Origin of the sequence: Paenibacillus rigui, assembly GCF_002234615.1 — a bacterium.
Lineage (GTDB): Bacteria > Bacillota > Bacilli > Paenibacillales > NBRC-103111 > Paenibacillus_S > Paenibacillus_S rigui.
On the sequence record NZ_NMQW01000002.1, the window covers coordinates 293,970 to 316,193 of the forward strand.

Annotated in this window: 18 protein-coding genes; 1 reads left to right on the forward strand and 17 read right to left on the reverse strand. The window is 51.9% G+C overall.

Annotated elements, in window-relative coordinates; translation table 11 throughout:
• Positions 1–6 precede the first annotated feature (6 nt).
• The 6 genes from CF651_RS02090 to CF651_RS02115 all read right to left on the reverse strand — a co-directional run bounded on the left by CF651_RS02090 (position 7) and on the right by CF651_RS02115 (position 6,010).
• On the reverse strand, positions 7–1,254 hold the full coding sequence (locus CF651_RS02090; protein ID WP_094013168.1) for a methionine gamma-lyase family protein: 1,248 nt from the start codon (positions 1,252–1,254) through the stop codon (positions 7–9).
• Entirely contained in the window at positions 1,247–2,569 is a 1,323-nt protein-coding gene (gene hflX, locus CF651_RS02095; protein ID WP_094013169.1) for a GTPase HflX, read from the reverse strand. The genes CF651_RS02090 and hflX overlap by 8 nt, the downstream gene beginning before the upstream one ends.
• Positions 2,566–3,561: an AAA family ATPase gene (locus CF651_RS02100; RefSeq protein WP_094013170.1), complete on the reverse strand. Its 996-nt coding sequence runs from the start codon at positions 3,559–3,561 to the stop codon at positions 2,566–2,568. The genes hflX and CF651_RS02100 overlap by 4 nt, the downstream gene beginning before the upstream one ends.
• Positions 3,562–3,750: 189 nt before the next feature.
• The gene (locus CF651_RS02105) at positions 3,751–4,416 is read right to left on the reverse strand and encodes an HAD family hydrolase (RefSeq protein WP_094013171.1); all 666 of its coding nucleotides are present in this window, start codon (positions 4,414–4,416) and stop codon (positions 3,751–3,753) included.
• A 230-nt stretch (positions 4,417–4,646) separates the two neighbouring features.
• Positions 4,647–4,796 carry a 50S ribosomal protein L33 gene (gene rpmG, locus CF651_RS02110; RefSeq protein WP_094013172.1) on the reverse strand — a complete coding sequence of 50 codons (150 nt, stop codon included), beginning with the start codon at positions 4,794–4,796 and terminating at the stop codon, positions 4,647–4,649.
• Entirely contained in the window at positions 4,793–6,010 is a 1,218-nt protein-coding gene (locus CF651_RS02115) for a GTP-binding protein (protein ID WP_094013173.1), read from the reverse strand. The genes rpmG and CF651_RS02115 overlap by 4 nt, the downstream gene beginning before the upstream one ends.
• A 208-nt stretch (positions 6,011–6,218) precedes the next feature.
• On the opposite strand from CF651_RS02115, the gene CF651_RS02120 reads away from it, so the two are divergent.
• Positions 6,219–7,004 (forward strand): GNAT family N-acetyltransferase, encoded by a 786-nt coding sequence (locus CF651_RS02120; protein ID WP_094013174.1) that lies wholly within the window; start codon positions 6,219–6,221, stop codon positions 7,002–7,004.
• Positions 7,005–7,052: 48 nt separating this feature from the next.
• On the opposite strand, the gene CF651_RS02125 is transcribed toward CF651_RS02120, so the two are convergent.
• The 11 genes from CF651_RS02125 to CF651_RS02175 all read right to left on the reverse strand — a co-directional run bounded on the left by CF651_RS02125 (position 7,053) and on the right by CF651_RS02175 (position 22,194).
• Positions 7,053–7,676 (reverse strand): YdcF family protein, encoded by a 624-nt coding sequence (locus tag CF651_RS02125; RefSeq protein ID WP_094013175.1) that lies wholly within the window; start codon positions 7,674–7,676, stop codon positions 7,053–7,055.
• Positions 7,673–8,074: a VOC family protein gene (locus CF651_RS02130; protein ID WP_094013505.1), complete on the reverse strand. Its 402-nt coding sequence runs from the start codon at positions 8,072–8,074 to the stop codon at positions 7,673–7,675. Before CF651_RS02130 ends, CF651_RS02125 begins: the two co-directional genes overlap by 4 nt.
• 88 nt (positions 8,075–8,162) lie before the next feature.
• Entirely contained in the window at positions 8,163–8,918 is a 756-nt protein-coding gene (locus CF651_RS02135) for a peptidylprolyl isomerase (protein WP_094013176.1), read from the reverse strand.
• A gap of 177 nt (positions 8,919–9,095) precedes the next feature.
• On the reverse strand, positions 9,096–11,825 hold the full coding sequence (locus CF651_RS02140) for a transglycosylase domain-containing protein (protein WP_245855624.1): 2,730 nt from the start codon (positions 11,823–11,825) through the stop codon (positions 9,096–9,098).
• Between the two features lie 377 nt (positions 11,826–12,202).
• Complete coding sequence (hfq, locus tag CF651_RS02145) at positions 12,203–12,442, reverse strand: RNA chaperone Hfq (RefSeq protein ID WP_094013178.1); 240 nt, start codon at positions 12,440–12,442, stop codon at positions 12,203–12,205.
• Positions 12,443–12,462: 20 nt separating this feature from the next.
• Positions 12,463–13,422 carry a tRNA (adenosine(37)-N6)-dimethylallyltransferase MiaA gene (gene miaA, locus CF651_RS02150; RefSeq protein WP_094013179.1) on the reverse strand — a complete coding sequence of 320 codons (960 nt, stop codon included), beginning with the start codon at positions 13,420–13,422 and terminating at the stop codon, positions 12,463–12,465.
• Positions 13,419–14,216 carry a class I SAM-dependent methyltransferase gene (locus tag CF651_RS02155; protein ID WP_094013180.1) on the reverse strand — a complete coding sequence of 266 codons (798 nt, stop codon included), beginning with the start codon at positions 14,214–14,216 and terminating at the stop codon, positions 13,419–13,421. The genes miaA and CF651_RS02155 overlap by 4 nt, the downstream gene beginning before the upstream one ends.
• Before the next feature lie 2 nt (positions 14,217–14,218).
• Positions 14,219–16,264 (reverse strand): DNA mismatch repair endonuclease MutL, encoded by a 2,046-nt coding sequence (gene mutL / locus CF651_RS02160; protein WP_094013181.1) that lies wholly within the window; start codon positions 16,262–16,264, stop codon positions 14,219–14,221.
• Between the two features lie 5 nt (positions 16,265–16,269).
• The gene (locus CF651_RS02165) at positions 16,270–17,727 is read right to left on the reverse strand and encodes a S41 family peptidase (RefSeq protein ID WP_094013182.1); all 1,458 of its coding nucleotides are present in this window, start codon (positions 17,725–17,727) and stop codon (positions 16,270–16,272) included.
• A 31-nt stretch (positions 17,728–17,758) separates the two neighbouring features.
• Positions 17,759–20,503: a DNA mismatch repair protein MutS gene (gene mutS / locus CF651_RS02170; protein ID WP_094013506.1), complete on the reverse strand. Its 2,745-nt coding sequence runs from the start codon at positions 20,501–20,503 to the stop codon at positions 17,759–17,761.
• 191 nt (positions 20,504–20,694) lie between these two features.
• Positions 20,695–22,194 (reverse strand): putative amidoligase domain-containing protein, encoded by a 1,500-nt coding sequence (locus tag CF651_RS02175; protein WP_094013183.1) that lies wholly within the window; start codon positions 22,192–22,194, stop codon positions 20,695–20,697.
• Positions 22,195–22,224: the final 30 nt, after the last annotated feature.

Consider the following 22,224-nt stretch of genomic DNA (forward strand, 5'->3'; position numbering starts at 1 on the left):
CAACGACTAAAGCAGATTTTGTTCCATCATATTGCGAAGTGCTGTCAATACCCCCAGCTTACAGTGCGAATAAGTAAGTCCGCCTTGCATATAAGCAATGTAAGGTTCGCGGATCGGTGCATCGGCCGACATTTCCAAGCTTCCACCTTGAATAAATGTTCCTGCCGCCATGATGACAGGATGCTCGTAGCCCGGCATATCCCATGGCTCCGGCACTACATGGGCGTCGACGGCTGCAGACTGCTGAATCCCTTGTACGAAGGCGATCAGGTGCTTGTCGCTCGTGAACTGAATCGCTTGAATCAGATCCGTCCGAGGGTCATTCCAATGCGGATGTGTCACAAAGCCTAGCTCCTCAAACACGGCAGCCGCGAATACGGAGCCTTTGACAGCTTGTCCCACCAGATGAGGAGCCAAAAACAGGCCTTGGTAAATGGAACGCGCCGTTCCCAGCATAGCACCTACCTCGCCTCCGATCCCCGGTGCCGTCAGTCGATAAGAGGCCAGCTCGACATATTTGCTTTTACCCGCGATATATCCTCCGGTTTCGGCTAAGCCACCACCGGGATTTTTGATAAGGGAGCCTGCAATCAGATCCGCGCCTACTTCGGTAGGTTCATGAAGCTCGGTAAATTCTCCGTAACAATTATCCACAAAAACGATCACATCAGCCTTAATCTCTTTGACAAAACGCACCATTTCCCCAATCTGGTCCACGGTAAAAGAAGGTCTCCAAGAATAGCCGCGGGATCGCTGTATGCCTATCACCTTGGTGTTCGGTGTGATCCGGCCGCGAATAGAATCGTAATCCGGCTTACCGTCCTCCAATAGCTCCACTTCATTGTAAATAATACCCCAATCCTGCAAGGAACCCTTGCCGTCTCCCGGCTTGCCAATTACTTTATGCAGCGTATCATAAGGTCTTCCTGTAATCATCAGAAGCTCGTCACCCGGCCTCAGCACGCCGAACAGTGCGGTACTAATCGTATGAGTCCCAGACACAAAATGCGGCCGCACCAAGGCAGCCTCTGCACCGAATACTTCGGCATATACCAGATCCAGCACTTCCCGGCCGCGGTCATTATAACCGTAGCCGGTAGAACCGGAAAAATGATAATCGCTTACCTTATGATTCTGAAATGCACGGATGACCTTCCACTGATTCTGATCGATCGTGCGGTCGATTTCTTTCAACTTTCCTTCAATGACGTGCTCGGCACGCTCCATCCATGCCGTAATGCGTTCGTTAAACATGTTCCGAATTCTCTCCCTTATGCAGCGCCTGCTCTGACGCATATGCAGCCAGCATATAGCCCAGCTTGTCGTATTCTTTGTTGTTAACTCTTACCTGGAACAGCATGTCATTGCCGTCCACCTCATTTTCCAGTACTTCCCCGACACGATATAACAGTGAGATCACGTCTCCCTTTTCGGCAGGAATACGGAAGGTTTTGCAATCTCCCATCAATCTGGACTCGATCAGCTCCCGGATGCGGTCCAAATCTTCTTCACGATAAGCGGAAATCCGCAAAAACTCCCCTTCGGTCGTCAGCATTTCCCTTTGCTCCGGTGTACACAAATCAACCTTATTGAATAACGTGATTTGCTCGGTCTGGTGCGCTTCCAGATCTCTCAGGACTTGGGACACCACTTTCATTTGTGTGGGCATCATGTCGGAGGAGCCGTCCACTACATGCAAAATCAGATCCGCTTCACAAGCTTCCTCCAGGGTGGCCCGGAATGCCGCAACCAGATCATGAGGTAAATTCTGGATAAAGCCTACCGTATCGGTTAGCACAACATCTTTACCACTCGGCAGCTCTAAAGTCCGCGAGGTGGGGTCGAGTGTGGCAAACAATTGATTCTCGACATAGACATCTGCCTGCGTCATCTGGCGCAGCAGCGTCGATTTCCCTGCATTCGTATAGCCTACCAGGGCGACCTGGAATACACCCGTTTTCTTTCTGCGTTCTCTATGTAAGGTACGATGCCGCATAACCTCCTGCAGCTGCTGCTTCAGCTCGCTGATCCGGTCCCGGATATGACGCCGGTCCGTCTCCAGCTTCGTCTCCCCAGGCCCCCGGGTACCAATACCGCCGCCTAGACGCGACAGGTTCTTCCCTTGGCCCGCCAGCCGCGGCAGCAGATAGCTGAGCTGTGCCAGCTCCACCTGAATGATGCCCTCGCGCGTTTTGGCTCGTTGGGCGAATATATCTAGTATGAGCTGCGTACGGTCAATAATTTTGACATCCAAAAACTGCTCCAGGTTGCGTACCTGCGCACCCGACAACTCCTGATCGAAGATGGCCGTATTGGCGTCATGCTCCTCCAGAAGCTGCTTGAGCTCTTCTGCCTTCCCTTTCCCGACAAACCATTTGGAATCGATATTTTCTTTATTTTGGGTTAACGTAGCCAGCACTTCCACTCCGGCGGTTTCGGCAAGACTGACAAGCTCGGCAAGTGAATAATCCGGAGCGTAGGTTTCCTGCCTTTTAATTTGCGGGGTAATCAGACTGACCAGCACCGCGCGGGGTTGTTCGATTGAAATTGTATGGGTCGTTGGTTTCATAGAAATTTATAGTTCTCCTTTGCCGCTTTTCGCTCCAGCCTTACATCCTCAGGTCGGATGATCATCAAATCCTGTTTGCTTGGCTGCTGCGTATTATAATTCAATAGCCGGACCGCATGATTACGCATCGCCTTCTCAATCAGATTGCGTACATATCTGGCGTTGCTAAAACAAGTATCCGTGTCCGTTTGCTGCTTCTCATTGACGATTTGCTGACGTATTTTCAGCTCGGTCTGCGGAATGAGCGCATAATCCCGTTCTTTTATCATCATTTCAGCAATTTGCATCAATTGGTCAACGGAGTAGTCCGGAAAATCCAGCTGGATCGGGAACCGGGAAGGCAAGCCTGGATTCGTCTGCATAAATGTTTCCATTTCGTTCGAGTAGCCGGCGAGGATCAAAATAAATTGATTCTTATGGTCCTCCATCGCTTTGACAAGCGTATCGATCGCTTCCTTGCCGAAGTCCTTTTCGCCGCCCCGGGCCAGACTGTACGCCTCGTCGATAAACAGCACGCCGCCGAGCGCTTTTTTGACCAGTTCCCTCGTCTTCAAGGCCGTGTGCCCGATATATTCGCCGACCAGGTCGGCCCGCTCCACCTCAATTAAATGACCTTTGTTCAGGACCCCCATTGTCTGGAGCAGCTTTGCAATAATTCGCGCCACTGTTGTTTTCCCAGTTCCCGGGTTCCCTTTAAAAATCATATGATACACCTGGGTATTGGCCATCAGACCGACTTCCGCCCGAAAGCCCGCAATGCGCAGCAGCGCATAGATTTCAAACACAAGCTCCTTCACTTGGTCCAATCCGACCATCCGGTCAAGCTCTTTCATGATTTCCCCGAACTGCCCCTGCTGGGACAACGGCTTGCCATGAAAATGAGGCTCCGACTCGGCATTTACGTGTACTTCCGGATTACGTAGCACCACATTGATTTGATGGGCATTTTTCGTTATATGTATCTGATCCGTCGGTACGACACGTCCACTCATGCGCATCACCTCTTTCCTTGGTGTTAGCAGTATACGCAAGAGCCTAGGTGAATGTGCTTTTTTTCTTCTCCTATTGTATAGCCAATTCGCGAAATTTCAAAATCCGCTCCCATTGTCCTATGAAAAATGGTGTATTATCGTGTTAATTTTACATGGCAGAGGACAAATTTTGGGTTCCCATCCATCCATCTAACGGTTCGTTTGTATTATGGATATCACTTCGTCCAGAGTCAGGCTGCTCATGGAATCCATCCGCAGATCAATTTCTCCAAAGACCAAAGACCCCGTAACCGAATTTGGGACAATGACGCAGTGCATCCCTGCTGATTTGGCCGCGAGGGCACCGTTGGGCGAATCCTCAAATGCAATCGCCTCCTTGGGACTTATGCCTAAAGCCCGCAATGTCTGAACATACAAGGCCGGATCCGGCTTGACCTTCTCCACATCCTCCCTGGTGCGGATACATTCGAAATAGTCCAGCAGCCGATGCTGCCTCAAGTACCCGGTTACCCACTCCCTGGAGGAGCTTGATGCCAAGCCTATACGCAGGCCAAGCGACTGCGCCCGCATCAAATAGCTTTCCACACCCGGACGGGGCTGTTGTCCTTCCATACCGGCAGCATACCGCTGCTTGCGAATGCGTCGGGCTTGTTCACGGTCAATCGTTCTTCCCAGGCACGCTTCCAAATGGGAATACGGCTCAAAGGCCGATCCATCGGTGCCTATGCACTTGCCCCACAGCTCAAATGGCAGCTCTACCCCATGATCCCTATACATTGCTTGGAAGCTTTCGTATTCAGCCGTTTCTGTATCTAGCGTTAATCCGTCAAAGTCAAAAACAATTGCTTTGATCACGTCGTCCTTCCCCCTGACTTGTGCATCTATAAGCATCGTACAATGATCAGGCGGAAGAAGGAAGGGATTTTTTCATTATAGCCCAGGATAGCGGCTTTGCGTTTTTCAAGACGGCATGCGTTTGGCAAGGCAGCTGTACAATGAGAAGCATACACTTTCTTATTTACGATGCAAAAAAGCAAACAATCGCCAAACGGATTGTTTGCTTCCCTGTTATCCTTTGTATACGCCTAACGGGTTTCCCGATGCAGTGTCACTTTTTTCAAACGCGGGCAATATTTACGCAGCTCCATACGTCCCGGTTGGTTTCTTTTATTTTTGGTAGTCGTGTAATTCCGGTCCCCACATTCCGTGCAAGCTAATGTTACAATAACTCTCATGCGCTTTGCGCCTCCTCTGCAGCAAATATATCTTGATCAGGCAGTTCATCGTGAAACAAAGACCAGTCCATCTTCATCTCTTCCTCGGTTAAAAGACAAGCATCCAGCTCCGATTCCAGCTGAGTCCGATTCAACTCAATGCCGATGATAACCAGCTTCGTTTCCCGATCACCGTAGACAGGGTCCCATTCCTCTGCAAGCTCAGGCTCCTCCAGTAAAATGTGGTCCCGTTCCTCGGAAGGCAGCTCTGCTACCCAAAAGCCTGCCGGACCGAACTGAATAGACGGTCCGGCTTGTCCTAGGCTCTGTGCCAAGCGATTTCGGCTGGCCAGCCACACAATTCCTTTGGCACGCACAATTTCCTCAGGCCACTCGCTCATCCACTGCGTTAACCGTTCCGGATGGAAAGGGCGTCGACGCTTGTATACAAAAGAAGAGATCCCATATTCTTCCGTCTCCGGTGTATGGTGCTCGTTGTTCAGCTCCTGCATCCAGCCTGCCGATCGGGACGCTTCATCAAAATCGAACAAGCCTGTATTCAAAATCGCGGCTGGCGGGACTTTACCGTGCTCTGCACGAAGGATGTTCGCACGGGGCTGCAGCTTCCTAAGCACTCCTTCCAGCTGCAGCAGGTCAGCTTCCTCTACAAGATCGCATTTATTCAAAATAAGAACATCGCAAAACTCAATTTGGCTAATCAGCAAATCAACGACATCTCTGGAGTCATCCCCGTCTACCGCCTGGAGGCGCTCCAGTAAGCTTTCCCCGGAGCTGTAATCGTGCCAAAACCGGTTGGCATCGACCACCGTAACCATACAATCCAACCGGCAAATTGCAGATAAATCGATTCCTTGCGCTTCATCCACATAAGTAAAGGTCTGTGCAACAGGAATCGGTTCCCCCACGCCGGTTGATTCGATTAAAATATAATCAAACCTGCCTTCCGCGGCCAGCCGTTCTACCTCTTTCAACAGATCATCACGCAGCGTGCAGCATATACAGCCGTTAGACATTTCCACCAGCTTCTCTTCCGTGCGGGAAAGCCCGCCCCCATTGCGAACAAGGTCCGCATCAATATTGACCTCGCTTAAATCATTCACAATGACAGCAACACGCAAGCCTTCCCGATTATTTAATACATGATTCAACAGGGTAGTTTTACCACTGCCTAAATATCCGCTTAAAACCGTAACGGGTATCGTTTGTTTTTGCATAGTAACACCTCTTTGGTTTATATGTAATAATTACGATTTTAAAACAAAAAAAAGAAATCGCCCTGCTTAATAGTAATCATTACGTATATTACTCTAATGAAAACATCGCGAAAAGTCAATATTCTCATAAAAAATTTGCAGGAGAAAAATATTCGTATTCATTTTCATTTTAATGTATATTTATACATAAAATGAAAGGGGCAGTTCTATGCAAATTCACATTCAACAAACCATTCAGCATATTGAAAGACTCGCACTGCATACTTGGCCTGCACAAAATCAGAAGACCTGCGACCGTTGGATTCTCCGTGCGTCCCAAGGTATAACCAAACGAGGCAATTCGGTCTGGACTTCCACAGGGACGATGCCATCGGACCCGGACTGGTTCAGCAAAGCCGAAAGCTTTTATCATTCCCAAGGATTGCCGCTTCGCTTTCACATAAGCGACGCTACGGATCCAGCCCTTCTCACTCTGCTGAAGGAAAAAAAATTTACGGAGGAGGTGCCTTGTTCCGTATTCATTGCAGCTGCAAATCAGGTCATTGAGCAAACACGAAATATACATAATTTATTCACTTATACTATTCAAGAGGAACCCGATGAAGCCTGGCTGTCACATTATATGGACATGGAGGGGTATGGTCAAGACGAACGAAAAAAGATATTTTATGATCGTATATTGAAGGAAATCCCCCCTGTCAAAGGATTTATTACAGTATACTCCGGCAACACGGCCATCGCTGTAGGAACTACGGTCATTGAGGACGGCTGGGCTGGGCTCCTGAATATCGTTGTCCACCCCTTCCACCGTGGCAAAGGGATCGGCAAGGTACTGATCCATCAGCTTGCTGTCTGGAGCCTGGGGCAGGGGGCAAGCCAGCTTTTTTTACAGGTAGTTAACGATAATGAGCCTGCTTGCCGTTTGTACCAAGGTACAGGCTTCACCCCTTTGTTTGCTTACCATTATCGTTGTGAGCCGAATAAGTGCTCATAAATATTGAAAAGCTCCGCACCTCAGGCATCCTTGCCCAGGTAACTGAGCTTACTGCAGCCTAAGCATCAGCTTTTGCAGCTGCCATTTCATCATTGCTAGCGTCTCCCGGGCTTTGTGCCATGGCATAAAGAGCACCTTCGAATCTATCGGGGATACCGTCACTTGATCGTATTCCAGGTAACGTGCCATATCCAGCGCTCGTACGGCGTGGTATCGATGTGTAATAATCAATGCGGTTCGCCAGCCGTTATCCTGCATTAACCGCCCGCTGAAGCTTAAGTTCTCAAAGGTGGTTGCCGATTTGTTTTCCATGGTAATCACCTCGGCAGGTATCCCTAATCGAATCAGTTCCTTACGCATCCCTTCGGCCTCACTTAGCCTGGAGCTGCCCACAGCATTGCCTCCGGCTACGATCAAATGTGAAATGCGACGATCGTTATACAGCTCTACAGCTCTAACGAGACGCTCTTGCAGTGCAGGGCTTGGGGTATCTCCCCAAAGCGCCGCCCCCAATACAATTCCTACATCCGCCCTGCTGTAGGGGTTATCGGGGAAGACAGCCATCTTCCATTGAAAAACACCTCCCCATATCAGCAGCAAAACCGTCATAACTCTCGAAATGATTTTGCGCACTGCCGATCTTCCCGGGTTACGATATCTGGTTGTGATCATTCCGCATTCCACACCTTCATCCGTTCAGTTAAAGTTCCTGTAAACAGCTCGAGCTGATTTTCATCCGGATCCAAAAAATTAAGGCTCCAACCGCCACCCCGATAAACAGGGCCTCTTACGACAGTCGTTCCTGAGGCGAGTAGCGTTTCGACCGCTGCGGGAAAATCGGTCTCATCGATGGAAAACGCCAGATGATCGAGTCCCTTTTCCTCGTTACCGCCGTTCTGATCGTTCTGTGGACGCTCCAGCAAACAAATCCAAGCGGAACCCCATTCAAGATACACATCCGTTCTTCCCTGATGTACGAGTTTCATCCCAAGTATGCCCACATAGAAGGGAAGCGAGCGAGACAGAAGGGAGACCCGCAAGGTCACATGGTTAAAGCCCGTTGCTTTGATCACAGTGTCACCTCCTATATGGTTTGGTTTCTTTATAACCGCAAAAACAGCGTGGCATGACCACGCTGTAAGTTGTCGGCAAAAAGCCTTATTTTTCCGTAATACTAACCGATTGAATCGTGACCTTCTCTGTCGGGGAGCTTGCTTCGCCGGAAGGACCGACAGCGACCGGTGTTGCGGCAATTTTCTTCACAACATCCATACCCTCGGAAATTTTGCCGAAGATCGTATAGTTGGGCTGGTTGTTCAAGCCCTTGCTGTCTTCACCCGTACAAATGAAAAATTGGCTGCCATTTGTGTTCGGCCCGGCATTAGCCATCGCTACGATACCCGGTTCATACTTATATGTTTTGCTCAGTTCATCTGCAAATTTGTAGCCCGGACCTCCACGTCCCGTGCCTGTCGGATCTCCGGTCTGAATCATAAAGGATTCGACGATCCGGTGAAACACCACATTGTTATAAAAGCCTTCCTTGGCAAGGAACACAAAGTTATTTACTGTTTTGGGAGCATCCTTGGCGAACAAATCAATTTTGAACGTTCCCTTAGAGGTCGTTACGGTAGCTTGATACGTTTTGCTGGCATCGATCTTCATCTCCGGCGGAGAGGTCCAGCTCTTAGAAGCAGCTTGTCCCGAGCTTGAGCCGGCTGCAGGCTGCGGTGATGTTTGACCTGTGCCGCCCTGGCTACCGCTTTGCTGTGCACTTCCTTGACTTCCCTGCTGCGTACCTTGCTGTGCGCTTTGCTTATCAGCTGACTTCGTTCCGCAAGCAGATAACACTAAAGCGCAGATCAGCGCAATGGAAGCCCATTTCAAAGTCTTGGCTGCAAACGTTGCTCTCATAGTCCATCCTTCAACTCCATTTAACGAAATTTTATGGACAAGTCCATACCCTTATTATACTACGAACGGGTAAATATTAACAAAGCCTCCAAGCTGACGCGCTGGAGGCTTATGTCCTATGTGCCGCACGGCCATGTGCCGGGCCACGCGGCGCAGCCGCCGCGAAGCCTTCGGCCGCTAGCGCGTGCCGGCCGGCTTCGCCGCATCGGTGCCGGTCTCCGTAGGCACCGTCGTCTTCCGCGGGGAGGTCTGCGTCCCCGCGCCAGCCGGATCGGTCCCCGGGGCGGTGGTGCCGCCCCCTGTGACCGATCCGCCGCCGCTGCCGGTGCCTCCGGCAGCGGGAGTTCCGGTACCGGCGCCGGGCGCAACGGTACCTGTGCCGCCGGTGCCGGTGCTGCCGGCACCGCTTGTGGTTCCTCCGGTACCCGTTGTTCCGGTACCGGTACCGCTGTTCGGCGGCGTTGTCGTGCCGCCGGTGCCTGTGCCGCTCGTGCCCCCGGTGCCCGAGCCCGTTCCCGTACCCCCATTCAAATTCCCATTCGGATTCCCAGTGGTTCCGGTGTTGCCCGTATTGCCGGTACCCGCGCCATTACCGCTGCCATTAAGTCCGCCATTCGTACCGTTCGGGCTGGTGCCATTTCCAGGCTTGCCGCCCTGCTGCGGATTCAACGGATCGGTTCCCGAATCTGCTGGAATAGCCACCGAAACAGCATTCGAACGATCCCCCGTTGAATTATTGTTCGTGTTCACAGGAACAACAACATATTCGTAAGTGACGCCAGGCTTGACTGTAATATCTCGTACTTCCGTCACCGCTGTCGTCAGCATCGGTTCATTCGGGAAGTCCTTATCGGTTGACTCTTTACGCAGGATTTGGTATGTCATTCCTTCTCCCATACCGCTCCATTTCAACACAACGGCACGCGTTTCCTTCGCGTAGTCTGCCTTCAAATCCGTCACACCCTTAGGAGGCTGCACCGGATCGGCCACTCCGCTTGGTTTTGTAAACTGCGTCATCGGCGTCTTCGCCAACGCCTTGGACATCACTTCCTTGAAAATGACAGCCGGCGCACCGCTGCTCATCGAAACGTAATGCTTCGCGTCCGGCTTGTCGAAGCCGATCCATACCGCCGCACTCCATTCCGGCGTATACCCGGTAAACCACAGGTCGCGGTTATATTTCTCCAAGCCTTTAATGACATTTTGCGTAGAGCCTGTTTTCCCGGCAACCGGACGGTCGAACCTCGCGGCGGCCCCTGTACCTCCAGGCTCTACGACGCCTTGCATAAGCAGCGTCATATACCATGCCGTTTTGGGGCTCATGACCGTTTTTTGCTCAGGCTTGTAAGCTGCAACCTGTTCACCCTTATCATTTACAATCTGAATGATCGCGTGCGTCGAATTCATGACGCCATTGTTTGCAAAAGCACCATACGCTTGTGCCATTTGGACCGGTGTAGCCCCTTTGGTCAAACCACCCAATGCAATCGCAAGGTTGCGGTCCTTCGTTTTATCAAGAGGAATCCCCATATTCTCAGAAAATTGCATCGCCTTCGTCAGACCGATCTCGTTCAGCAGCCATATCGCTGGAGCATTGATCGATTTTTTGACGGCATCGAACATGGACACTTGCCCTTGATACACCCCATCATAATTTCGTGGGGTATAGCCGTTATAATTCATTTCTTTATCCTGAAGCATACTGTACGGCGTATAGTTGCCAGTCTCCAATGCCGGCGCATAAGCAATAATAGGCTTGAACGATGAGCCTGGCTGCTGCGGTATCGTTGCCCGGTTCAGCCCCCGCTCCACATAATCGCGGCCCCCGATAATTCCGACAAGCCCGCCGTCCTTATGGTTAACGATGGCCATCGCTCCCTGCATCTTCTGCTCCGGACCATCCTTTTGGAAAAACTTCTCGTTGGCAAACGTCTGCTCCATAATTTTTTGTGCATTCGCATCCATCGTTGTGTAAATTTTATAACCGTTGGTCAGCACATCTTCCTCAGACAATCCGTACTTGTCATTGGCTTCTTCCAATACATAATCGATGTAGGTTAAGTAGTCCTTTTTGCCGGTTGCCGTCTTCGGTGCCACATAATCAACGGCTGCCGCCTTCACACGCTCATCATCGGTGATGTAGCCCTGGTCCTGCATCAGCTTGAGGACTACCGCCCTGCGGTCCTTGGATTTGTCCGGATGAGAAATCGGATTATACGTGCTCGGTGCCTTCGGAATTGCGGCCAATGTGGCCATTTGCCATGTTTCCAGCTTGTTAAGATCCGTCACGCCAAAATATTTTTTGGCTGCCGCCTTAATGCCGAATGAATTTTGCCCGAAAAAGATACGGTTTAAATACATCGTCAGTATCTCTTCCTTGCTGAAATTGTCCTCAAGCGCAACGGCAATGGACATTTCGGTTGCTTTACGGAAAAATGTTTTGTTATTGTTCAGAAAAATATTTTTGGCTAGCTGCTGAGTAATCGTACTGCCGCCTTCTACGGCGCTGCGGGCAACCACGTCTTTGACAAGCGCCCGGCCGATCCCGAGAAAGTCAATTCCCGAGTGCTGACCGAAGCGGCGATCCTCTGTAGCTATGAACGCCTGCTGGAGCTTAAGCGGAATCTCCTCAGGCTTTACAACCTCCCGATTCTCCCGGGCGAGCACAGCTACCTCGTTCTTCGATATGTCATAGACGTGGGAAGCTTCGTTCATGTCCAGCTTATCCGCATTTTCCTTCAAAATTTTATTTCCGTTAATAATGATGAAAATGTACACGCCCAGTGCGCAGATAAGTGCGACAAGCCCTGCTATAAAGGCGAATAATACGGCTTTGCCGGCACTAAATTTACTTTTCTTCTTTTTTTGTTTCGGTTTCGTGGCAGGTGCTTTTTTGTTAGTAGACAACTCTCCGTCACCCCTTATCTCTTTAAAAAACGTCTCCCGACGCGGCAGCTCCCATGTGCAACCGCGTGCAGAGTTGATTCCGCAAGAAACAACAACCTCTTATACCCAAAGTAGAACCCAAGCTAAACATGCTATGGCTTCCAAGTATTGTAAACCTCGATTGTTTGCCGTTACCCTGTCTGCCGAAGAAGCAGAAGGTTTATTCGTCAATCCAATAAGAATTTTGTTTTCCGATTCATCAGAAACTTAGGCATTCTTATGTGCTAACTAAAAGAACAACCCTTACGTTCGGGTTGTTCTTATGAATGCTATTCGATTAGACGAACCGAGAGCCGGAAATGTTGCGTCCCTGATCTCTCTTCCGATCTGCGGAAAGATCAGTTGTCTGCACTGTTATCCTGCATTAAAGAAACCGAACGCTGCGGTGTGAAAGTGGAGATAGCATGCTTATACACCATTTGCTGGCGCCCTTCGCTGTCAATAATAATTGTAAAATTATCGAACGCGCGGATGACCCCGCGGATTTGGAACCCGTTCGTCAAATAGACGGTTACCGGAATCGTTTCCTTGCGCAGCTGGTTCAAAAATGTGTCTTGAATGTTGATCGATTTATTCATCGTGGGCCCCCTCAATTGTATTAACGTTCGAATTTTAACTTATCTGCTATTATAGCATGAATTTGACGCAAATGGGCAGAAAAATTTCCCATATCGGTAACATCTACCCACTCGATATCCTTCATATGCCGAAACCACGATAGCTGTCGTTTGGCAAATCGACGGGTGTCCCGCTTAAGCAATACGATGGTTTCTTCCCATGTCATCGTTCCTTCCAGGAAGGCGATGATCTCCTTGTATCCAAGCCCCTGCATCGAGATGTGATGCTTGGTGTAGCCCTGCTTCAGCAGCTGTTTAACCTCTTCCACCAGGCCTTCCTCAATCATCTGATCGATGCGCTGCTCAATGCGTTGGTACAGGAGCGCTCTATCCATCGTTAGACCAATAATACATAGTTCGTAGGGCGATACCTTTTTCTGTACCTTCAATTGATCGGAAAGCCGTTCTCCCGTCAGATGGTACACCTCCAGCGCCCGAATCAGTCTGCGTTGGTCATTGGGATGCAGACGCTCAGCCGATTCCGGATCGATGGATTTTAACCGCTCCCAGAGCGCATCGTTGCCGAACTGTTCCGCATAACGCAGCTGTTCCTCACGGAATGCTTCGTCGGAACCAACTTCACTGAATTGAAAGTCGTAACAAAGCGATTCCACATAAAGCCCCGTTCCCCCGACGAGAAATGGAAGCTTTCCCCTGGAATGAATGTCACTTATGTACCCGCGCGCCCGTTCCTGGAATTCAGCTGCGGAGAACGGATGATCCGGATCATGAATATCGATCATATGATGCGGTACCTGGGCCTGTTCCTCCAGAGTCGCTTTGGCGGTTCCGATATCCATACCGCGATATACCTGCATGGAATCACCGGAAATAATTTCTGCTCCAAATTCAGCCGCGAGCGTCAGGCTCAGCTTCGTCTTGCCTACGGCCGTTGGCCCGACCAGAACGAGCAGCTTCGGCTTAATGGAAGCCTGTGTCACAATCGTATCACTCCATAAGCAATTTTCGTAGTTGAGCGGTGCAGCTCGTTAAAGCCAAGCCGCTCGAGCTCTCCGCTATCACGGTGCTCTTTCATAATAACGGCTCGACTAGCCACTCTGCAAGCTTCGCGAATCGCTTCATCGGTTACCGGCCTTGGGTCGGCCAATTTGCGGATCGCTTTAATCGAGCTGGACTCATGGATCGGCTTGCGGAACATAGGATCGAAGTATAGGACATCAAAGGAACGATCCGGCTGTTCGTGCAGGAAATCCATGTAATCCTGCTGCAGCACTTGAATTCGCCGCAGAGCTTCATCCAGCCCGTCAATATCGGATTGATACGCCGCCAGTCCCTGCTTCAGCAGCAAATACGGCAGCGGCTGGCTCTCCAAAGCCACAACCGCCCCTGTCGCCTGCGAAGCGTAGGAGAAAACAATCGCATCCGACCCAAGCCCTGCCGTACAATCCAATATACGGTCACCCGGCTTGGTCTGCGCAAGCTCCATCAGTGTATCCTGCTCACCGTTTCGCAGTCTTTTGACGCGAATGGCGGCTGTACTCGGATGGAAAAAGAGGGCAGGCTGCTGTTCATGATAATACTCTATTCGCCTTCGGGTTACAAGCAGAATGTCAGGGTCCTCATACCTTTCCCACAGCTGCTCCATAGAGTAGCGGCGCCGCTCTATGATTCGTGGGGGCGCGTCTACTCCCTTCAGCAGGGTCAGCTGCCGTTGAAGCAGGGCGATTTGCTCTAGTTGCTCTGGAAGCGGATCGTACGAGGTTGTAATCAGCAAATCTACATCACCCTTTTAAACATTTTTTCCAATTCATAGGTAGAAAAGCTTATGACAATAGGCCTGCCGTGAGGACATGTGTAAGGATTGCGGCAAGCGCCTAACCTGTCCAACAGCCCCTCCATCTCTAGGGTGCTTAAGCTTTGATTAGCTTTAATTGACGCTTTGCAGGAGCACATGATCGCCGCTTTCTCTCTCAGCTTACCGAGGTCAATCGCCTTGCGTTCCGTCAGCAGCCACTCCGTCATCTCCTCAACGAGAACCCGTTCTTCGCCCGGAGGGAACCAGTGCGGATACGCTCTAACCAAATAAGCATTGCCACCGAAAGGCTCCATGTATACCCCTGCCTGCTCCAAGAGCGAAATTCTGTCTTTTAGCTGCTCCGCCTCGGATGGCGTGAATTCAAGCGTGATCGGTACCAGCAGCTCTTGACTGGCTACCGCCGGCTTACCGAACTTCTCATAATAGTATTCGTAATTGATCCGCTCATGCGCTGCATGCTGATCAATCAAGAAGAGTCCTTCCTCGTTCTGCGCCACGATATAAGTACCGTGCATTTGCCCGATCGGCGTCAGCTTCGGAAACGCAGGAAGTGACGGTGGAGCAAGCGTCTCATCCGCTTTAAGCGTCTGAAGCAAGGCAGCGCTTGCCGCGGCTTGTTCCCGGCTGCCGGCTCGGTCCAAAGAAGGACGCAAGGATGTGTTTGGGAGGTTGGCCGAATTCGGCGGTGAGGCATAACCCGTTCCGCTGGATCGAACACTAGACCTTTCTTGAAAGACCGTATCATCGGTTTTCTGCGGTTTCCGATCAGGTCCGAATGATGCTCCCGGGCTCGCGTTATAACCGAAGGCATCGGAGGTTTGCGGCAGCTGTTCACGTACACGGTAAGCTTCACCCGCATAAGCCTCCGGTGCTTTCTCCGGCGGTGTCGTCGCATCCAATGAAGCGACGGCTGCGGAATGGTCTGGCAAGCCTTGTGATGAGGGCCGGTACAGCTCCATCTGCTCTTGGATGAGTGCTTCCTGCTTCGGTTTCGCCGGAGCTGCCGCCGGGATCAGCACCTGCTGATTCAGCACGTGCCGCACCTGCTGCTCGACAAACTGAATCAGTTCCTGTTCCTTGCTGAATCGAACCTCCAGCTTGGCTGGATGCACGTTCACGTCGACCAGCGTCGGGTCCATCTCGATATGAAACGCCGCCACTGGAAACCGGTTGATAGGCAGCAGGGTATGGTATCCCTGCAGCAGTGCGTGAATCAGCGTATAGTTGCGGATGTACCGGCCGTTTATGACGGTAGAAATCCCGTTGCGGTTTGCCCGTGTCGTCTCCGGCTTGGCGATGAAGCCGCGGATGGTATAGTCCAGATGCTCGCCTTGAATCGGCAGCATACTTTTAGCCACCGCGGTGCCATAAATGGCTGCGATGACTTGCAGCATATCTCCATTGCCAAGCGTTTGAATCAGCTGGCTTCCGTTATGCTTGAGCGAGAATGCAATGTCCGGATGAGCGAGTGTAAGCCGATAGATGAAATCGGATATATGACCGAGCTCCGTCTGGATTGTCTTCATATATTTGAGCCGGGCCGGCGTATTATAGAACAGCTCGCGAACCTGAATGTCAGTCCCGCGGGATGCCGCCGTTTCCTCCAGAGCCTTGACTGTACCGCCTTCGATGACAAGACGATAGCCTAGCCCCCGGGATTCGGTAGCGGTCACGCATGTTACTTTGGACACCGCTGCAATACTCGGAAGCGCCTCGCCGCGGAACCCTAAAGTACGGATGGAGAATAAATCCTGACTGCTGGATATTTTGCTTGTTGCATGACGAAAAAAAGCGGCCTCGCAATCGTCGCGCTCCATGCCTGAGCCATTATCGCTGACACGGATCAGCTCGAGCCCACCCTCTTCGATGGCAACATCAATTCGGCTGCTTCCCGCATCAATTGCATTCTCCACCAATTCCTTCACAACGGAGGAAGGGCGTTCTACGACTTCCCCCGCTGCGATCTGGTTGGCAATATGTTCATCCAAAATTTTGATTTTGCCCATATAACTTACCCCTTAGAAGCGGTCAAAACTACCTGTTCTCCGTTATCAGACCATTCCAGCTGCGGGTAGCTTTCCGCGAATTTACCGACATTGATATAGCTGGAGCCGTTTTGCAGCAGCAGCTCGCCTGCACCCTCCTGGTACGTGTGGGTTGTTCCGCCTGCTGAAATTTCAACCGACCGGGTTTCGCCGTTCCAAGCGATGCCACCGCCAAGCAGTGCACTGACCAATCGGGTCGGCACATACAGCTGACCGTTATCTTTTATGACATTAAAATAATCGTCCACAGGAATTTGGTTGACAGTTACACCCAGTTTATTCAAAGCGACACTAACCTTCTGGATACCCGTTTCGTGAAGAGCTGTAACAAGCTGAGGCACATCCCCGTCCACTTCAATATCCGGCTTCAAGCCTACCTTGTTCACTTTGCGAAGCTTCGGCGTCAAGTACTCTTCGATGGTTACTTTCAGCGCCCCGCCTTGGGTTAGCGGAATCAGCGTTTGTACGCTTCCTTTGCCGTACGTATTCATGCCGATAACTTTGGTTACGGCATTGTAGTCCTGCAGTGCACCCGTCAGCACTTCCGAAGCGCTGGCGCTGTTCTCGTTCACCAGAATATAAACAGGAAACGGCTGAGTCGTTCCGTTGGAAAACTTGACAGGCTCGTCTACATTGTTTTTGTCCTTCGTATGAATCAGAATGCCTTCCTTGACGAACAATTTGGCCATATTTTGCGCCGTATCGACCAAACCGCCCGGATTGTCGCGAAGGTCCAGGATCAGGCTGTTGATGCCCTGCTGCTTCAGCTCTGCAAGCTGTGCTGCCGTTTCCTCGTCGGCCTCGCTGGAAAATCCGGTGACGCGGATATAGCCTACGCCTGGATCAAATTTTTTGTGCGTAACGACTGGCAGTTGAATCGTTTGACGACTCATGTTCAGCACCAGGCTGTCTTGAAGCCGTTTGACGGTTACGGACACTTTGGAGCCTTCCGGGCCCATAATTTTTTTGGTGACCTCATCAATTTTCAAACCGGCGATGGGCTCGCCCTCTACGGCTGTAATTTGATCCCCCGGCTTCATGCCCGCCTTTTGGGCAGGTCCGTTATCGAACACCTCGGAGACAAACAGGCCTTCCTTCTCATTGCTGATCCGGACGCCGATGCCGACATAATTGTTCTCAAGCGAGCTTTCAAACCGCTTCAAATCCTCCGGTGTAAAATAGACGGTATACGGATCATGCAGCGTCTCGATCATTTCCTCAATCGATTTGCCGGTTAATTGCTGCTTCGTCGGTGCACTCACGTGATTTTTTTCAATTAACTCCATGACTTCCTTCGTCCGGGCAGCTGTTGCATCATTGGCATCAGCGGCTAATGCTGCCGAGGCGGAAGGGAACATCAGAGTAAGGGTCAGCACAACCGAGGCAGTGCTCCGCCAGATGGCACGATAGCCGTTTGTTTGCATAAACATTGTCATCCTTTCATCATAAGAAAAACTAAGATAAGTGCTTCTTTAATTCATACAAAAAGTTCATTGCCATCATAGGCGTCATATTCATCAAATCCGCCGACTTCACCTGCTCTGCGAGCTGTTCTAGTCGGGGATCAGATTTCTTCTTATGCTTGTCCGCCGGAGGCTCGGCTTCCTGGAACAGACTCAGCTGGACTACTCCGGCTTCTTTGACCTGCTCCGGCTGCGGTTTGGGTGCAGCTGGCGCTTCCCCTAGATGATTTGCTGAGAAGTCACCCGGCGCATTCCCTGGCTCCTGCTTGGCAACGGCGGTCCGTGAATGGCTCACAGCTGTCTGCTCCTGCCCCTGCAGCAGCTCGGCCCGAGCCTCGAAGGCATTCAACAGCTCGTAAGAACGGTCAATGATCCCAGCCGGGAGACCGGCAATCTGAGCACAATAAATGCCATAGCTTGTACTCGCCGCCCCGGGAATCAGCTTGCGCAGAAACGTCACCTGACGGCCGCTCTCCTTCACCGCCATACAGCAGTTGCGTAAGCTTCCCAGCGTTTCCTCCAGATGCGCCAGCTCGTGAAAATGAGTCGATACGAGCGTCTTGCAGCCGATCCGGTCATGTAAAAACTCGATGACCGCCTGCGCAATCGCCATGCCCTCGCCTGTGGAGGTGCCTCTGCCCAGCTCATCGATAATGACAAGGCTTCGTTCCGTCGCCTTTTCCGTCATCACCTGAATGTCCATCATCTCGACCATGAACGTGCTTTGGCCGCCGATTAAGTCATCTGCCGCCCCAATCCGGGTAAAGATACGGTCCAGAATCGGCACCTGGGCCTTCGACGCCGGCACGAAGCAGCCGATTTGCGCCATGAGGCAAATCATGGCCACCTGGCGCATGTAGGTGCTCTTCCCGGCCATGTTCGGTCCGGTAATCAGCAGCATGCTGCCCTCTTCTCGACTGAGCGAGGTATCGTTGGCTATAAAGACGCCATCCTCCATCACCGCTTCGACGACGGGATGTCGTCCTTCCTCGATACGGAGCTCATAGAAATCTCCGATCTCGGGCCGTGTATATCGGTTGGCTGCGCTGACCGCAGCCAACGACTGATACACGTCCACTGTCGCAATCCGCTCCGCCAGCAGCTGGAGACGTGAAATGTGGGCGGATAGCCTGTCCCGCAGCTCCATAAACAGCTGGTATTCCAGATCCACCATTTTTTCCTGCGCTTCGAGAATGAGGCCTTCCTTCTCCTTCAGCTCCGGTGTAACGAAGCGCTCGGCATTCGCCAGCGTTTGCTTGCGCTCGTAACGGCCTTCCTCCAAGGAAGGCAGGTTCGCCTTCGTTACTTCAATGTAGTAGCCGAAAACCTTGTTATAGCCGATCTTGAGCGATTTGACGCCGGTGCGCTCCCGCTCCTGGCGCTCGAGCTCAGCAATCCACTGCTTGCCGTTCGTGCTCGCTTCGCGCAGCTGATCCAGATAGGCGTGGTACCCCGCCTTGATCATCCCGCCGTCCCGGATCGAGACGGGCGGCTCCTCGGTGATGGCGTCGTCGATCCACGCCATCACATCGTGGCACGGGTCCATCCGTGCCGTAAGCTGCTCAAGCGTCGCGGAGCCCGACGCAGCGCAAATCTCCTTCAGCAGGGGAACCTGCTGAAGCGAGGCCTTCAACGCGATCAGATCGCGCGCGTTGGCATTGCCGTAAGCGATGCGGGCAACGAGCCGCTCGAGATCGTACACTTCCTTGAGCGACTGCTTCAGCTCGTCGCGGACGATCAGCTGATGATACAGCCGGTCAACGGCTTCAAGCCGCTCCTGAATGGCCGATGCGCTCATCAGCGGCTTCTCGATCCAGCGGCGCAGCAGCCGGCCGCCCATCGCCGTTACCGTTTTGTCCAGCTGCCAGAGCAGGGTTCCTTTCTTGGTCCGGTCTCGGACCGTCTCCACCAGCTCCAGATTGCGGCGGGTGAACGGATCCATAATCATGTATTGATTTTGCTCATACAGCCGAATGTGCTTCAGATGGGTCAAGGATCGCTTCTGCGTCTCGACCAAATAGCCCATCAGCTGCTGTATTGCCTGTTTCGCCTGCGGCGGCAAGGAGGCCAGCTCCTGCTCGGCAAAGTAATCCTCCAAGCGCACAGCCGCATCCGCAGCCGTATGTATCGTTTCTTCCCGGGGCGTCATAACGGTCGTGCTGGCCCAGCCTGCCGCTGCCTGTGCCCTCAGACGGGTCAAAACATCTTGCGGCGCCAATAGCTCCGATGGGTGGTAAACATTGATTTCATCGGCGACGAGCGTCAAGCTTCCCTCCAGGCAGGTGACGAACAGCTCTCCTGTCGAAATGTCACTTGCCGCAAAGCCATAGCTGCCCTCCCGTGTTTCGGTCACGGAAACCATATAGTTGTTGCTTTCGCCGAGGGATCTGGCATCCATCACGGTTCCTGGCGTCACGATCCGGACAATTTCTCTTCGTACGACGCCTTTAGCCTGGGACGGGTCCTCCACCTGCTCGCAAATCGCAACCTTAAAGCCCTTTTCTATCAATCTGGCAATATAGTTATCCGCCGAATGATAGGGAATGCCGCACATAGGAATACGCTCCTCGGCTCCTCCTTCGCGTCCGGTCAGCGTAATTTCCAGCTCTCTGGATGCCTGAACGGCGTCCTCAAAAAACATTTCATAAAAATCACCCAGGCGGAAAAACAAAAATGCGTCCTGCACCTGCGCCTTGATGGCAAGATATTGCTCGATCATCGGCGTATATTTGGCCATGCTGAAACCCCCATGCATCGTTCTTTCTGTAAAGGACTGCCGTTCAAAGCTTTCTTGCCGCCATTGAAAATAGGCCCTCTGCTTGAAACCAATCCATAACAGCCAATCTATGTTCAACAGCGGCTTGAATACACATTCCCGGCAGCAGGAACGTTGATTGTGTGTCATCCTACTACTTATACGCTATTATATCACGAATTAATAGACGATACTTCTTTTCTGGCAAAAGGCCCGATTTTCCATCGCACACGGATATCTTCCTGCTCCTTCCAGCACTCCATATGAAGCATCATCGTTTTTAAAGGAGTGAGGTAACGTTCATGCGTCCGATAGGCAGGAAGCCGGACCAGATCGTTCCAAAGGCCCGGCAGCAGCGGCCGGATTCGTTGTTTATCCCCAAGATAATAGGCTTCCTGAACGAGAGGTTCATCCAATGGCCGGGACCGCAGCTGGCGGTAATGGTCTGCTATCAGCTTGGCAAGTGAAAGCACCCCTCTCGCTAACCTTGGCGATACGAGCCAGCTGGGCAGCACCCGATATTCAAAACCCCCGTGACGCTGTCTGCGAAAATCCCCGAGAAACCCATACCTCGGCTTCCGCAGGCCGGTAGTCGTATCTTCCAGCAATACCAACGGCAGCGCCAAGTAATTGTCGAGCACCCTCAGGAACTCGCTGGATAAGGGAACGCCGCTGAAGTGAATGTGTCCGCCCAAGGGGAAGCCTTTCACCGGCATACCGCCAGCCAACCATTCCAATGACTCATCGGAGATTTTCCTCGAAGCGTTCTGCATCGTACGGTGAATATTTTTGAGCAGCTGTCCAATATCCCGGCTCGGCTCCGGCCGAAGCTCCGCCAAAGGGTAAATTTTGCGAAAGCTCGGCAGTACGATTGCGTCGCAGCCGACAGGTCCGTCTTTTTCCATAAACCTGGAAGCGAAAATGATTTTCCCTTGTGGATTACGCAGCACAAACTCAGGGTCGGCCCCGAGCATCACCGCAGGACGCGGCGTATAGTCCTCCGCTTCCTGTTCTTCTGCGAATCGGTGCAGCGCATCTGAGAAAAGCTCTGCGAGCCGCGCGGTCAGTGTGGGAGCCGTTTCCAGCTCGGTGATGAATAATTCGCCGCCTTTGCCTACACCGATACGTACGACGCCGAAATCAAGTCCCAATGCATAGATTGCCTTCACTGCTTCCCGCTTCGCTCGGATCGCATGATAGGAAGGGGTCTCCTCTGTTACCTCCGTGAAATCATCTGGTGGCTGCTGTGTTTGCATGGGGTGAGGGGCTCCGTAAAATATTCCCTGCTTTCTCTGGAACAGAGTCAACGCTTGCAGATGAAAAACAGGCACAATGTACTCGTAAGTATACTGAGGCGGCTGCAAACGGCCTTCTTGCTGTACCTCAGCGTCTACAAGCTCCTGTTCAGCCGTCTGCTGCCGGGCGGACTCCCAACGGATCCCGTGAAGCTTCAGGACAACCGCTGCTTTTCGGGGATTGTTCGCCCGCAGCTGGCATTTGATCGGCTGCACCAGCAGCCGGCTCGCTTTTTCCGCGTGATAGCATCCCCAATGGATGATGCACGGTTGCTGTTTTTCCTGCTGCGCGGTCAACTGGGTTCCATGGGGGATACGGAGCCGCTCCAGCAGCAAATGCAGCGTCGGTTCGTTGGAGTGCAGCAAGAACACCCTCATGATGATCCCCCCCTCGATTCATTAGTCGAA

Excerpts from the sequence above, each read along its gene's own strand:
- mutS (WP_094013506.1), bottom strand. The coding sequence starts at position 20,503 with ATGGCCAAATATACGCCGATGATCGAGCAATATCTTGCCATCAAGGCG.
- CF651_RS02090 (WP_094013168.1), bottom strand. The coding sequence starts at position 1,254 with ATGTTTAACGAACGCATTACGGCATGGATGGAGCGTGCCGAGCACGTC.
- CF651_RS02175 (WP_094013183.1), bottom strand. The coding sequence starts at position 22,194 with ATGAGGGTGTTCTTGCTGCACTCCAACGAACCGACGCTGCATTTGCTG.
- CF651_RS02125 (WP_094013175.1), bottom strand. The coding sequence starts at position 7,676 with ATGATCACAACCAGATATCGTAACCCGGGAAGATCGGCAGTGCGCAAA.
- hflX (WP_094013169.1), bottom strand. The coding sequence starts at position 2,569 with ATGAAACCAACGACCCATACAATTTCAATCGAACAACCCCGCGCGGTG.
- hfq (WP_094013178.1), bottom strand. The coding sequence starts at position 12,442 with ATGAATAAATCGATCAACATTCAAGACACATTTTTGAACCAGCTGCGC.
- CF651_RS02115 (WP_094013173.1), bottom strand. The coding sequence starts at position 6,010 with ATGCAAAAACAAACGATACCCGTTACGGTTTTAAGCGGATATTTAGGC.
- CF651_RS02165 (WP_094013182.1), bottom strand. The coding sequence starts at position 17,727 with ATGCAAACAAACGGCTATCGTGCCATCTGGCGGAGCACTGCCTCGGTT.
- CF651_RS02120 (WP_094013174.1), top strand. The coding sequence starts at position 6,219 with ATGCAAATTCACATTCAACAAACCATTCAGCATATTGAAAGACTCGCA.
- rpmG (WP_094013172.1), bottom strand. The coding sequence starts at position 4,796 with ATGAGAGTTATTGTAACATTAGCTTGCACGGAATGTGGGGACCGGAAT.
- CF651_RS02100 (WP_094013170.1), bottom strand. The coding sequence starts at position 3,561 with ATGAGTGGACGTGTCGTACCGACGGATCAGATACATATAACGAAAAAT.
- mutL (WP_094013181.1), bottom strand. The coding sequence starts at position 16,264 with ATGGGCAAAATCAAAATTTTGGATGAACATATTGCCAACCAGATCGCA.
- CF651_RS02135 (WP_094013176.1), bottom strand. The coding sequence starts at position 8,918 with ATGAGAGCAACGTTTGCAGCCAAGACTTTGAAATGGGCTTCCATTGCG.